The sequence below is a fragment of the Oceanisphaera marina genome (assembly GCF_014643915.1).
Classification (GTDB): Bacteria; Pseudomonadota; Gammaproteobacteria; order Enterobacterales; family Aeromonadaceae; genus Oceanimonas; species Oceanimonas marina.
In genome coordinates, this window is sequence record NZ_BMKE01000008.1 from 25,973 (window position 1) to 38,700 (window position 12,728).

Genomic DNA, 12,728 nt, shown 5'->3' on the forward strand with positions numbered 1-12,728 from the left:
CAGAAATGATGTCAAAGTATGGCAAGCATCAGAGGCGTCACACTTTGTGACAAAAAAGTCTGTGCCTGACACAGTTTGCTGACAAGGGGCTGCTTTACTAGATAGTGAATCCACTCCTTGTTGAGGTCATTATGATGAAAATGAAATATAGCGCTTTGTTACTCGCCACCAGCTTGCTGGCCGCTCCTGCTTTAGTGAATGCCGCCGATCATCATGCAGAGCAGATGACAGGGCATCACGAGCAAAACATGAACATGAAAGAGGGTTGCGAGGGAGAGCACAAAGGCATGCACAAGCAACGCCATCATGGTCAGCGCCATCACCAAATGATGGGCGCCAAGATGATGGACCCCGCCCGTTTTGAGCAGCACATCGCCAAGCGGATGGAAAAACTGGAAACCCCGGAGCTGAAGTCGCAGTTTATTGCCAGCTATCAGGCACGACTGGCCTCGGCTGAGCAAGGCCGATTACTGCGCAAGCTGATGGCCGAACACAAGGCCGAGCAAATTACCGATAACGCGCTGAAAGCGGCGACCCTGGAAAAAATTACCGCCGATCACAAGCTCAAGCAACTGCGCATCAAGCTGATGCAAGACAAGCTGACTGAGGCCAGCAAAGGGTAAAATAGCAAAGTGTGAAGCGTAAAGAGAACATTAAATACCGAAGCTCACCGCTTCGGTATTTTTTGGTTGCGCAGTAAAATATGAAGAGTGATCCCTTCACTCTTCACGGTTGAGCCTAAGGCGTCACGTCTTTGTCTATGGGTTGCTGTAACGAAATCAGGGTTTCGGTGGACTGAATTTCATCTATGGGTTGCAACCTGTGTACCAGTACTTGTTGCAGCTCATCGATAGAGCGGGTCATTACCTTGATGAAGATATTGTAGTGGCCTGTGGTGTAATAGGCTTCCACTACTTCTTCCAGCTGCTCCAGCTTGGCCAGTGCCGACGGATAATCCCGGGCGCTTTTCAGAATAATACCGATAAAGCAGCACACATCGTAACCCAGCTTTTTAGGGTTCACCTGTACCCTGGTGCCTTCGATGATGCCCGCCTGTTTCATTTTCTCGACCCGTACATGAATGGTTCCCGGGCTAACGGCGAAGCGCTTGGCCAGTTCCGCATAGGGGGCGCGGGCATTGTCCATCAGCGCGATAAGAATGGATTTGTCCAGATTGTCGATTCGGTAATCAAGGGCGCTCTTTTCTGTCATATTTTATTTATCCCGCAAAAAATTAGTCTTATTTTGATTAATTTAATCTAAAGATGGAGTTTTTACTATTTAATGTTGAATTCAAAGTGCTTTTGCCTGATTATTCGTTAAAACCAATTAGCAACCCAGGTGAATGAAATGAAGCAATCCTATATTGAACGCCAACGCCAGATCCGTTTTGTGAAGGAGTATTTCTCCGGTCAACTGGCGCAGCAGCTCAATTTGCTGGAAGTGCAGGCCCCTATTCTCAGCCGCCTGGGTGATGGTATGCAAGATAACCTGTCTGGCTCCGAAAAAGCAGTGCAGGTAAAAGTAAAAGCGATTCCCGGCTCCACCTTCGAAGTCGTGCACTCACTGGCAAAATGGAAGCGTCATACCTTGGCTCGCTTTGGCTTTGAAGCGGGTGAAGGTATTTATACGCACATGAAGGCGCTGCGCCCGGACGAAGATCGGTTAAGCCCCATTCACTCTGTGTATGTCGACCAGTGGGACTGGGAGCAGGTGATGTCGACCCAGGATCGTGACGCCGACTTCCTGGTGCGTACCGTGCAGCAGATTTATCACGGCATCAAACAAACCGAAATGGCCGCCGCCGCCGAATTTGGTCTGACGCCATTTTTACCCGAACACATCCAGATTCTGCACGCCGAAGAGCTGCTGACCCGCTATCCCGATTTGGATGCCAAAGGCCGTGAGCGCGCCATTGCCAAAGAATTTGGCGCAGTCTTTTTAATTGGCATTGGCTGCCAGTTGAGTCATGGTGACATTCATGATGTGCGAGCTCCTGATTATGACGACTGGTCCAGCACAGGTAAAGATGGTCTGGCGGGATTGAACGGCGATATTCTGGTATGGAATCCGGTACTGGAAGATGCCTTCGAGCTATCTTCCATGGGGATTCGGGTGGATCAGGAAGCCTTGCAGCGCCAGCTGGCAATGACTGGGCAAGAAGATCGCGCTACTCAGGAGTGGCATCAGGCATTGCTGGCCGGTGAATTGCCACAGACTATTGGTGGCGGCATTGGTCAATCTCGTCTTGCCATGTTGTTGCTGCAGCTCTCGCATATTGGTCAGGTGCAATGCGGGGTTTGGCCTGCGGAGTTGCACGATTCGGTAGACGCCTTGTTGTAAGTGATGCTGTAAGCCAGTTTAAGCATTGGCTCAAGCATTTAAAACGGGAACCTCAGGGTTCCCGTTTTTACTTCGATAACGCAGGTTAATAACTGATTGAGCAGTTTTGCAGTTGTTCATTCAGCACTTGCATGACCTGATGCCGAGTGACAATGCCGATCACTTTATCGTCTTCTACTACCGGGTACAGCTTGGGCTTGGCACCGCCCATCATGCGCGCCAGTTCAAATACATCGGTATCGGGTGAAACGGTTAACGGCTCTTTATACATCAGGTCGTTGACCGTGACGCGGTTGTCGCAGTGATAGCTGGCTTTAACCAAATTGGGGATACAGTCTTGCTCGGAAAGAAAGCCGATGATTTTGCGTTGCGTATCCACTACCGGCAGGCCGCTTAGTTCGGAAGACAGTAATTTGTCTAGCGCCTCTGTGATGGACATGTTTGCCGTCAGCAAGGGGATGCTCCGCCGCATAATTTCGCTTACCGTTGCCATTGCCATAATGATTCTCCTTCAACATGGGCCTGAACCGAGTGTGCCACTATATTGCCCAGTAAGCCAACCGGAGCCGAGTGAAGAGGTCGTTAACAGCCTCACTGCAGTTGCACCACCTTAACAGTATAGTGCACCGGCAAGCCGGTAAAGTGGCAAGTGCCGCATTATTGTAAGCGTAAGCGTAAGCGTAAGTGTTGTGCGAAGTGCTTTATCGGGTGGTTAATGAGCTCACCCCCGACAGTCGCTTACTGTCGGGGGTGAGTATGTATCGCGAGTGATACGGCTTAGGGTGATTAAAAGCGATAGGGGAAGCGTACACCCACCACATAGTCGGGGGCGTCTTGTGTTAAACCGGCTGCCCAGTTGACGACCATCGACAGATTATCGTCTATGGCCCAGGTAACGCCCATGCCCATGGTGGCCGAGTTACCGTTGGTGTCCGGGACTTTAACCAGGCTATCGCCATCCAGAGCCTGCTTTGCTTCTCGGTTAAAGCTCTGGTTAAAGTTCAGTGACAAGCTCAGGCGTTCGCTCAGGGCGAAGGCCATGCCCAGGCCATAACCAAAAGAATCACCCAGCTGTATTTCACCTGGCTGATCACCACCGGCTGCCGACACATCGTCGAAGCTGCCTTTCAGGTAATGGGTATAGTCGACGCTGGCAAATAAAATGGCCGGATCCACGGTTTTAACGGCAGAGAAGCCCGTCGACAGTCCCCACAAGCCACTACCCGTGGCCAACTCGGACGGTACATCCTGTAGGTTTGTATTAGCATTACTAGGGCTGTTGGGAATACCATAAGGGTCGCGGCCGGTGGGGGCTGTGACCCTGAAGTTCCACACCAGATCGGGTCGGCTGCTGGTTTCGGTGAGCAGTCGATAATAAACAGCGGCGCTGATATCGCCGATGTTGCTGTCACTGAGACTGTCTGTAATTGTGCCGTTATTACCGTCTTTGGCTGTGTATTCCATATAACGATAAACGTAGGGTATTTTCAGCTCGGCCTGCCAGCGGTCGTTAAAGGTGTAACGGCCGGTGATGTCCGCGGTCCACTGGTGGGAGCGAATACGATCGGTCTCGATACGGCCAAGGAAAATGGCATCGGCAAAGCTCAAGCCCCGTAACAGCAGCTGCTTGCGATCGTAATAGGCGTAGCTCATGCCAAAGTCGAGACTGAATTTGCGATCGAATACGTTATGTTGTTCTATCAACAGATCTTCGGTCGCTCGGCTGGGAGCGGGCTCGCGCCGCTCGCCGCTTACCCGGGTAGCTGCACCTTGCGCGCCGGACTGTTGTTGGCTGGTCGCCAGGCGATTTTGCAACTGATGTAGCTGCTGGTTTTGCTGAATAAGTTGCTGGCGTAAATTATCAAGTTGCTGCTGCAATAATGCCTCTTCGGAAGCCGAAGAGGCATTTTGGGCCATCGCCATGGTAGAAGAGCAACTTAATATCGCCAATACAATGGTTGTTTTTTTCATGCGCATTCCCTGCGAGTAAGTGATCGCGATTATCTAATCCCCATAGGCAACTGCTGCTGCAGGGTCTTGGCTAAATCGGTATAGGCACCTATTTTATCGCCCATGTAGAACTTAGCCTGATTAGACAATAGCTTATTATTATCGGCAATACTAAATTGTTGTACAAAACCCTGGTTGCCGTTGTTGTTACGCACCATTTGCGCCGCCGTTATTTTGTTGTCATCCGAGGTATATGCCATGCCGATACCTTTGCTGTTAAACTCGTAACGCACCATGCCTTGAGGCATCTTGAGTTGATAGTGTCCTCCCGAGTTGATTGTTGAGCCTTGAGTCGGCATATAGCCGGGTATAAAACTCAAATCATTAATGCCTGTGTTGTTATTACCGGCAATTTGCGCTAACTGAACCAGACCGCTGCCGTTAGGGGTATTGTTCGCCGTGGCATCCGTTGATAAAGGCGTATCGTTACCGTATACGTTAACTGTTACCTTGGGTTGATTACGATTGAAGTTCACGTTTAACTGCATACCGCTGCTTAATATGCTGCCGTTAGGGCCCGCGATCGAGGTTATAAATTCAATGCCAAAATAATGATTTTGGGGGCCAGATACATACTTACCACGCTGTGCGCCCAGTACGTCATCGCTTAGCAGTACGCCCACCTCAGAGTTATTGAACAAGGTGGGAAGTTCTGCGGCTTGTGCCATTCCGATGGTTGATGCCAACGCCAGCAATCCTGCTATCCGTTTCATAATAACCTCACAACAAGTCTTTATAGTTGAAGCCAAATTCCATCAGGGCTGCATCAGACACAGGAACAAAGCGTCCGTCTCGGCCTCGCGCGGTCAGGGGGAGGGCGGGATTGGCCAAAATAGAGTGCTTGTCGTAGCCTTCACCAATAATGGCTAACACTATATTGTTCCAGCCAGCCAGAAACTCATCCATTTCAACAATTTGATTGCCAAGAGCCGGGTCTGCCAAATAAACCCGACCTTCGCTATCAATTTTTTTAAGCACCACAAAGTGATGAAAACCTTTAATGTTCAGCAGCACAACAGAAGGAATGGTAAGTTGGTCAATATTTTCTGATTTTACTTTAAATCCTTTCGCCTGCATGCCCAGCATTTCTACATAATTTTTCATGTCCAGCATGGAAAATCCGTATTGAGATACTAACTCCGGATCTGCCATGGCCAGCATACCGTCCATTACCCATTTTTCTTTGGTTGGTATGTTATAGGAATACTTTAATATGGTCGCTACCGAAGCCGCACCACAACTGAAGTCGGTTTGTTGCTGTTCTACGCCGATAAAACGACGTTCGGCCAGGCTGGTTACTTTTTTACTGGCACCACCTACGCCGGATACTACGCCTGTCATATTAATATTGGCAGCCATAGTGGAATAAGAAAGGGAGAGTAATACGCTAATCAGAAGTAGCTTCATTGCCGTTCCCTCAGCAAAGAATAAAAGGCTCCGGATTGCTCCGGAGCCAGAGGAGCGTTAGAAGTTACCTACGCTAAGTGCCATGTTGTTGCTTTGCAGGTTGTTGGTACCCGCCGCCACGTTAACGCCTACGTTACCAGCAGCACCGTTCAATGAACCGCCACTCAGTACCGCGTTATTCACGTTGGTACGACCCTGGATGGTATTGTAAGTTTTCACGCCACCGACCATGACGATTCCCAACTTGATATCACCTTCTTCAGCAAATTCGAAGTGACCATCATTGTCGGAGCTGGGCGAATCGCCACCAGCGCCCGGTGCACCATCAAAGTCCATATGACCCCAGTACTGACCACCAGTATGGCCGTCAGAAGCGGAACCACCTTGCCAGATCTCAGGGTAAACGTCGTTACTCTGAACGCTGGTACCTTCATAGGAACCGTAAGCCTTACCAACCAATGCCACCCCAACGGTCTCGCCTTCACGTCTGGTTGTTAGGGTCTTGTTAGTAGTGTTGTTGTTGGTAGTGAACTGTTTGTTATCTACGGTAGATACCGCCAGGCTGGCATTCTGGCCGTAAGACAGGGCAAAGTTATTGGCCTGTACGTTACCGTTACCAGCGGCGACGTTTACGCCCAGGTTACCGGCAGAACGGTTCAGCGAGCCGCCGTCAATTCGGGCATTGTTATGGTTACCCTGGTTGTCGACATCGTTATACGCAGAAACCTGACTAGAACCAATTTCGGCATCAACAGAAGCTCCACCATTCTTATCCCAGTGGGTATTACCTGGGCGGCCTCGACGTTCATTATTATCACCGCCTTCACCTTCATCTGGAGCGGCATCATCACCCAATACGGTCATGGCTGTATTGTTGGCCTGTACGTTGTTATCACCAGCGGCGACGTTCACACCGCCATTACCGGCCATGTTGTTACCCGAGCCACCAGAAATATTGGCATTGTTGGTGTTACGGGTATTGCCAACCCAGTTGTTGGTGGTATTTTGATAACTATCAATTACCGCCATGCCCAGTTTGTTAACACCGATAGAGCCATGAATTTTAGCGTGGCCGCTATAATCAATATGGTTTGTAATATGAACATGCTTGTAAATATCAACACCGGTATCAGAAGCATTGGCATAACCACTTAAACCAAGCATAACAACGGCTGCTACTGGGGCTATAATAAGTTTTTTCATTGTCTCTCTCCTTGAAAGCAATTTTTACTCTTTAACACACTGCAATTACGACTTGTTTCTGGTGGCACCCACCAGAAAGGCTGCCGTTTATTGGATGGGCATGGACACCCGGTTTACTGCTATATTGCCATTTCCGGCAATCTGGTTAAGTTGAATGGTGCCGGTGGCTCCTTTCAACGAATTGTTATCTAAATAGACGGTTTTATTATTGATGTCGTCATTATCATTTGAGTTGTTCGTTGCCGGCGGACGAATACTGAGTGATATATCCGAGAGCATTTGAATGTTGTCGCCAAACGCCAGGGCAATATCGTTTAGCTGAGCATTGCCCGAACCGGCAACCTGGTTTACAGAAATCAGACCGCGAGCGTTAGTTAAGGTGTTGGCACCCATACTGACATTGGCGGAGCCGGTATCAGCGGAAGTCGTGGTTTGCATGAATGAACGATTCAGCGTTTGCGCATTTTTACCCAAGGCGATGCTGGTATTATTAGCCTGAATATTGTTGTCGCCGGCAGCGACGTTGATACCGACAAAACCACTGGCTTCGTTTAGCGTGTTGGGCTCAATGCGATTAACATTTTGCGGTAAGCCAGCAGCAGATACATGAAGGGATGCAAACAGCATGGTGGCTACTGTATAGTTCACGGTAACGCTGGCTACTTTTATAACGCTGTCCCTATACATATCATGCTCCCTGCATGTCGCGAATCTGGTATTTGGTGACTCTGTGCATAGATAAGCTGCAAAAGCGGGGCCAACTTTTAAGTTGTTGATATTTATACTTTTGTTTTTTTGGAGGGAGTTCGTTTGTCTCAACAAAGAGACTAGCTCGCTTTTTTAAAAAAATAACCTAATATTAATCAATGGTTTATCTTTGTTTCTCGTAAATATCGATTTTTATCAAAGATGAGACATTATTACCTTTTGTTAATATAAATTTTATTTTATGGCTGAAGCGCATATAAGATTTTTGTACCTGACCGTTATCGGCTAGCCTTAAGAACATACCGGCATCATCAAAGCAGGGAATAGCGAATGAATCACCGGCAGCAAGATCACCCGATATTGTTTTTGTGTCATGGCAATAGTGAAATTGTGAGTGAAATTAGCAGGATGGAGTGGGATGTGAGGCATGTGAATAACCTCGTCAGCCCTCCATCTGCTTCTGTTATGGAGGGAGTGCAGGTTGGTGTCATTGAAATAAGTGAAGCAACAAACATAGACTCTATTGAATCATTTATCAGAGTTCATGCCCGTGTTTTTTGGATAGCCATGATCAGTAAGTCTCATTTGAATAATGATGCGGTGCGCTATGTACTGAAAAACTATTTTTATGATTTTCATACCAGCCCACCCGACTTTACGCGGCTGCAATTCATGCTGGGGCATGCGCTGGGCATGGCTCGATTGTGTGACACAGGTCGGGCGGCCGTGACGTCTTTTGATTCAAACGAAATGATTTTGGGTCAAAGTCAGAGCATGCATTTTCTAAAACAGCAGATGCAAAAACTGTCACGCTGCCAGCTTCCGGTATTGATCACGGGTGAAAGCGGCACAGGCAAAGAGCTGGTTGCACGCAAGCTGCATGAGGCATCCGAGTGTGCCGAGGGACCTTTCATTCCCGTTAACTGTGGTGCCTTGCCGGCTCAACTGGTGCAATCGGAATTGTTTGGTCATGAAAAGGGGGCTTTTACCGGGGCGACTCAGCGAAAAATCGGTAAACTTGAAGCGGCTCATAATGGTTCCTTGTTTCTGGATGAAATTGGCGATTTGCCATTGGAGGAGCAGGTCAATCTATTGCGTTTTCTGCAAGAGAAAACCATAGAAAGAGTAGGATCACATGAGTCCATTCATCTTAATGTACGCATTATTGCCGCGACCCATGTGGACTTGGAAGCGGCGGTGAAAGAGGGGCGCTTTCGCGAAGATCTCTACTTTCGGCTTAATGTCATTCGCTTGAAAATACCGCCGCTGCGTCAACGTGGAGATGACATTCTGTTGTTGGCAAGAAAATTCTTGCAGCAGCAGGAAGGCAGTAACCGGTTGGATTTCTCTGAACAGGCCGATGTTGCCATGCTGCAGTATCGCTGGCCGGGCAATGTGCGCGAGCTGCTTAATCGCGTTCAGCGCGCCAGTGTCATGACCACTGGGCGTTACATCCAACCTATTGATCTGGAAATTGACTCGGGCCCGCCGCCTACCGAGGGAGAATGTCTTAAAGTGATTCGTGAAGTCGCGGAGCGAGAGGCGCTGGCTCGTGCACTTAATGAGTCTCATGGCAAGATCAGCTCGGTGGCCAAGCAATTAAACGTATCGCGAGCCACCCTGTATCGATTACTGGACAAATACAGCCTGTTGTAACCTTGTTTATGGAACCCTATGAAACGGTAAACGGTCACTCTTCAGTGACCGTTTTTTGTTTATGTGGTCTGCGTTTGCGCTCATTTTTGCTATCCTGCGCCATCGTCAAGTGATGGGGTGTGTGGATAATGTCTAATGCGGCTGGAGGGTTTGCCCCTCGTTCTCTGCTACGGCTGGTATTGATTGCCTTTACGTTGGTGCTGTTGCCGCTCATCTTGCTGGTTATTCAGAACGGCCGTAGCCTGGAGCGGGTTATTCTGCTGGCACAAGATGGTATTGAAAGCGCCGTGGTGGATACTCGCAGAGCGTCGGACATGAATGATCTGGCGCTTGAAATGGAACGAGCCATCCGCCGCTATGTGGTGCTGGAAAACCCGGAGCTGCGGCACTCTTATCTGCGCCTGCTCGAACGCTATCGGCTGGAACTGGATCAACTGTTACTGGGAATTGATGGCGGCACCCTGGGTGCTTCGCTACAACATCAACTGGTTTATCTGGTCGATCTGGCCCAGGCCAGCAGTCAGCAAATCCGAGAGCGGGCCGTTATTTTCAATGCGTTCAGCAGTGCGACTCTGGCCCTGGATCGGCTAACCCGGGCCCAGATTGATGAGCGCATTCAACAAGAACGGGATCATGTTATTGTGGTGCGCCGGCAATTGTGGATGTTGAGTGCGGCCCTGGGCGGCGCCAGTTTACTGTTGGCACTGCTGTTTACTTACCTGATCATTCGTCCGGTACGGCAGCTGGAAAAAAGAATTTTAACCTTGGGGGCCGGTGTTGCTCCGGAAGAAAAGCCGATCCGCGGCCCGTTGGAGTTAGTGGCTCTGGGGGATAAGCTGCAATGGTTGCATCTGCGGTTGCGGGAGCTGGAAGCACAAAAGTTGCAGTTCTTGCGCCACTTGTCTCATGAGCTGAAAACCCCTCTGGCCAGCCTGCGCGAAGGTGCCGATTTATTGATGGAGCGGGTGACGGGCCCCCTGACGGCGGAACAGGAAGAAATTTGTGGCTTGCTGGTGCACAACAGCCTGCGTTTACAGGAGCTGATTGAGCAACTGCTGGATTACAATCGCATTCAGCAAGTGCAGGTTTATGAAGAGCCGGTATCGGTATTGCCGCTACTGGAACAAAGCCTGGAAGCTCATCGGCTGACCATTGAAAATAAATTGCTGCAGGTCAGCGTATCACTGATTGATGAATGTCCACTCGCCGATGGGCACCGTTTGAAATTGGTGCTGGATAACCTTGTTTCCAATGCGGTGAATTACGCCGATGTGGGCGGCGTGTTGCAAATAGCCGCCCACCTGGCAGGCCCGGATTATGTACTGACCGTTGCCAATACGGGGCAGCCGATACCCGAGCATGATAGAGAGCGCATTTTCGAGCCCTTTGTACAGGGGAGTCAGGTACGAAAAGGGGTGCTCAAAGGCTCGGGTATTGGCCTGAGTATTGCGCGTGAGGCCGCCGAGAGTATGGGCGGACGCCTGGTATTGAATACAACAATGACAGAGCTGGTTTGTTTTGAACTGAGCCTGCCTAACAATAACGATATAAAGGAATAAAACATGAATAGAGCATGGTGTTGCGGTGTATTGGCGCTCATGTTGTCGGGGTGTACCTTGCCTTTTCCGTTATCTCATCAGCATGAGGTGGAGCCCGAGTTACCGGTAGTGACAGAAAGCCAGCAGCTAAATAACTGGTTGCAACTATCGGCCACCGTCATGCACAGCAGTGAAGCCGAACGTCAGCAAGCGTTGCGGCATTTACAGCAAACAAGTGGCAACGAGTTAAAGCAGGCTCTCTGGTTGAGCCATCCTCGAGCCACCAACAGCCAGCGCCAGCAGGCTCAGCAGCTGCTTCAACACCACCTGTCTCAGGCAAACACCCAAGAGCAACAATTTTTTGGGGTGTATCAGGCCTATAATCAGGAAATACTGCAACAGCAACGCCAGCTGGCCGAACGCCAACAGCAAGTCGCCAACCTAACGCGCAAGCTGAAAGAGCTGGCCAATATTGATCAGCAGATCAACGAACGTAAATTTCGAGAGTAAATGCCATGAAACGTAAAGCCAGAATACTGCTGGTGGACGATGATGTCAGCTTGCTGAAATTACTGGGCTTGCGCTTGAAAAGTGAAGGCTTTGAGGTGTACACCGCGGCCAGCGGGGCCGAGGCGCTGGAATGGCTGGAGCAGGAACGGCCCGATATGGTGCTGAGCGATCTGCGTATGGATGGCATGGATGGTCTGGCCTTGTTTGATCGCATCCAGCGCCAGCATGTGGGCTTACCGGTGGTGATTATGACAGCCCATGGCTCCATTACCGACGCAGTCAGCGCCACGCGCTCGGGTGTATTCGGGTTTTTAACCAAGCCGATCGACAAGGAAGAATTACGCAAAACCATTAATGGCGCCCTTGCGGTTTCATTACCGGCGGTGGCCGATGATTGGCAGCAGCGCATCATGACCCGCAGCCCGGTAATGGTGGCTTTGCTGGAGCAGGCTCGCCGCATGGCACCACTGGATATCAGCGTTATGCTCACCGGCCCTGCGGGGTCGGGCAAGGCGTTGATGGCTCAGGCTCTGCACGATGCCAGCCCGCGTCAGGAGCACCCCTTTATCGCTCTTAATTGCGGCACCATCACCGAGCAATTACTGGAGTCTGAATTGTTTGGGCATGTTAAAGGGGCATTTGCGGGGGCCATATCGGATCATCCCGGGGTGTTTCTGGCGGCCGAAGGCGGCACCTTGTTGCTGGAAGAGGTGGGAGATCTCCCACCGGCATTGCAAGGCAAGTTGCTGCAGGCTCTGGCCCAGCAGCAGGTGCGGCCCCTGGGCGCTACCCGCAGCATTAAAACCGATGTGCGAGTCCTGTCCTCCACCAACAAAGACCTGGTCACGGCCATGGAGCAGGGTGATTTTCGAGAAGATTTGTTTTATCGGCTCAATGTGGTGAACTTGAATTTACCCGCCCTGCAACAACGCCCGGAAGACATTCCCCTGCTTGCCCGCCATGCCCTGGAGCAACTTAAGTTACGCCAGCAAACCCAGGTAACGGGCTTTGCTCCGGAAGCCTTGTCCATGCTCGCCGCGGCGAACTGGCCGGGTAATGTTCGACAGTTACTGAATGTCGTCGAACAGGCGGTTGCCATGGCCTCGGCGCCGGTCATAGGCACCCAACTGCTGGAAGGCATTCTGGCGGACAGCGGAGAGCAGTTTCCGACCTTTAATGAGGCCCGTTCCGAGTTTGAACGCTTATACCTGCACAAGATATTACGCATGACCGAAGGCAATGTCAGTCAGGCTGCGGGTCTGGCCGGTCGTAACAGAACCGATTTTTACAAGTTACTCAATCGGCATGGCATTGAAGCCGGTACCTATAAGGAAAAGCGCAAACAGTGAAATT

13 protein-coding genes are annotated in these 12,728 nt (G+C 50.3%); 6 read left to right on the forward strand and 7 right to left on the reverse strand.

Translation table 11 applies throughout. The features are described 5' to 3' along the window. The first annotated feature begins 131 nt into the window (after positions 1-131). Complete coding sequence (locus IEW52_RS06475; RefSeq protein WP_188629257.1) at positions 132-623, forward strand: hypothetical protein; 492 nt, start codon at positions 132-134, stop codon at positions 621-623. Positions 624-738: 115 nt separating this feature from the next. Here IEW52_RS06475 and asnC read toward each other — a convergent pair whose 3' ends face one another. Continuing rightward, positions 739-1,212 carry a transcriptional regulator AsnC gene (gene asnC, locus IEW52_RS06480; RefSeq protein ID WP_188629258.1) on the reverse strand — a complete coding sequence of 158 codons (474 nt, stop codon included), beginning with the start codon at positions 1,210-1,212 and terminating at the stop codon, positions 739-741. 138 nt (positions 1,213-1,350) lie between these two features. On the opposite strand from asnC, the gene asnA reads away from it, so the two are divergent. Next, positions 1,351-2,343, forward strand: coding sequence for an aspartate--ammonia ligase (asnA, locus tag IEW52_RS06485; RefSeq protein WP_188629259.1), 993 nt, complete (start codon positions 1,351-1,353; stop codon positions 2,341-2,343). Between the two features lie 85 nt (positions 2,344-2,428). On the opposite strand, the gene IEW52_RS06490 is transcribed toward asnA, so the two are convergent. The 6 genes from IEW52_RS06490 to IEW52_RS06515 form a co-directional block, all read right to left on the reverse strand. After that, a complete protein-coding gene (locus IEW52_RS06490; RefSeq protein WP_188629332.1) occupies positions 2,429-2,836 on the reverse strand; it encodes a CBS domain-containing protein in 408 nt (135 codons plus the stop codon). A 293-nt stretch (positions 2,837-3,129) separates the two neighbouring features. After that, the gene (locus tag IEW52_RS06495; protein ID WP_188629260.1) at positions 3,130-4,314 is read right to left on the reverse strand and encodes a transporter; all 1,185 of its coding nucleotides are present in this window, start codon (positions 4,312-4,314) and stop codon (positions 3,130-3,132) included. Between the two features lie 29 nt (positions 4,315-4,343). Beyond that, on the reverse strand, positions 4,344-5,066 hold the full coding sequence (locus IEW52_RS06500; protein ID WP_188629261.1) for a hypothetical protein: 723 nt from the start codon (positions 5,064-5,066) through the stop codon (positions 4,344-4,346). A gap of 7 nt (positions 5,067-5,073) precedes the next feature. Continuing rightward, positions 5,074-5,760, reverse strand: coding sequence for a C39 family peptidase (locus IEW52_RS06505; RefSeq protein ID WP_188629262.1), 687 nt, complete (start codon positions 5,758-5,760; stop codon positions 5,074-5,076). A 57-nt stretch (positions 5,761-5,817) separates the two neighbouring features. Further along, on the reverse strand, positions 5,818-6,963 hold the full coding sequence (locus tag IEW52_RS06510) for a FapB/FapC family functional amyloid domain-containing protein (protein WP_188629263.1): 1,146 nt from the start codon (positions 6,961-6,963) through the stop codon (positions 5,818-5,820). 87 nt (positions 6,964-7,050) lie between these two features. Then, the gene (locus IEW52_RS06515) at positions 7,051-7,650 is read right to left on the reverse strand and encodes a FapB/FapC family functional amyloid domain-containing protein (RefSeq protein ID WP_188629264.1); all 600 of its coding nucleotides are present in this window, start codon (positions 7,648-7,650) and stop codon (positions 7,051-7,053) included. Positions 7,651-8,001: 351 nt separating this feature from the next. Here IEW52_RS06515 and IEW52_RS06520 point away from each other — a divergent pair, with 351 nt between their 5' ends. The 4 genes from IEW52_RS06520 (at position 8,002) to IEW52_RS06535 (ending at position 12,724) form a co-directional block, all read left to right on the forward strand. After that, positions 8,002-9,327: a sigma-54 dependent transcriptional regulator gene (locus tag IEW52_RS06520; RefSeq protein ID WP_229667827.1), complete on the forward strand. Its 1,326-nt coding sequence runs from the start codon at positions 8,002-8,004 to the stop codon at positions 9,325-9,327. 128 nt (positions 9,328-9,455) lie between these two features. Beyond that, the gene (locus IEW52_RS06525; protein ID WP_188629266.1) at positions 9,456-10,886 is read left to right on the forward strand and encodes a sensor histidine kinase; all 1,431 of its coding nucleotides are present in this window, start codon (positions 9,456-9,458) and stop codon (positions 10,884-10,886) included. Between the two features lie 3 nt (positions 10,887-10,889). Next, complete coding sequence (locus IEW52_RS06530; protein WP_188629267.1) at positions 10,890-11,375, forward strand: PilN family protein; 486 nt, start codon at positions 10,890-10,892, stop codon at positions 11,373-11,375. A 5-nt stretch (positions 11,376-11,380) separates the two neighbouring features. Then, positions 11,381-12,724 (forward strand): sigma 54-interacting transcriptional regulator, encoded by a 1,344-nt coding sequence (locus tag IEW52_RS06535; protein WP_188629268.1) that lies wholly within the window; start codon positions 11,381-11,383, stop codon positions 12,722-12,724. Positions 12,725-12,728: the final 4 nt, after the last annotated feature.

Coding starts and splice junctions, on each gene's coding strand:
- IEW52_RS06505 (WP_188629262.1), bottom strand. CDS start 5,760: ATGAAGCTACTTCTGATTAGCGTATTACTCTCCCTTTCTTATTCCACT.
- IEW52_RS06515 (WP_188629264.1), bottom strand. CDS start 7,650: ATGTATAGGGACAGCGTTATAAAAGTAGCCAGCGTTACCGTGAACTAT.
- IEW52_RS06510 (WP_188629263.1), bottom strand. CDS start 6,963: ATGAAAAAACTTATTATAGCCCCAGTAGCAGCCGTTGTTATGCTTGGT.
- IEW52_RS06490 (WP_188629332.1), bottom strand. CDS start 2,836: ATGGCAACGGTAAGCGAAATTATGCGGCGGAGCATCCCCTTGCTGACG.
- asnC (WP_188629258.1), bottom strand. CDS start 1,212: ATGACAGAAAAGAGCGCCCTTGATTACCGAATCGACAATCTGGACAAA.
- IEW52_RS06525 (WP_188629266.1), top strand. CDS start 9,456: ATGTCTAATGCGGCTGGAGGGTTTGCCCCTCGTTCTCTGCTACGGCTG.
- IEW52_RS06495 (WP_188629260.1), bottom strand. CDS start 4,314: ATGAAAAAAACAACCATTGTATTGGCGATATTAAGTTGCTCTTCTACC.
- IEW52_RS06535 (WP_188629268.1), top strand. CDS start 11,381: ATGAAACGTAAAGCCAGAATACTGCTGGTGGACGATGATGTCAGCTTG.
- IEW52_RS06475 (WP_188629257.1), top strand. CDS start 132: ATGATGAAAATGAAATATAGCGCTTTGTTACTCGCCACCAGCTTGCTG.
- IEW52_RS06520 (WP_229667827.1), top strand. CDS start 8,002: ATGAATCACCGGCAGCAAGATCACCCGATATTGTTTTTGTGTCATGGC.
- IEW52_RS06500 (WP_188629261.1), bottom strand. CDS start 5,066: ATGAAACGGATAGCAGGATTGCTGGCGTTGGCATCAACCATCGGAATG.
- asnA (WP_188629259.1), top strand. CDS start 1,351: ATGAAGCAATCCTATATTGAACGCCAACGCCAGATCCGTTTTGTGAAG.
- IEW52_RS06530 (WP_188629267.1), top strand. CDS start 10,890: ATGAATAGAGCATGGTGTTGCGGTGTATTGGCGCTCATGTTGTCGGGG.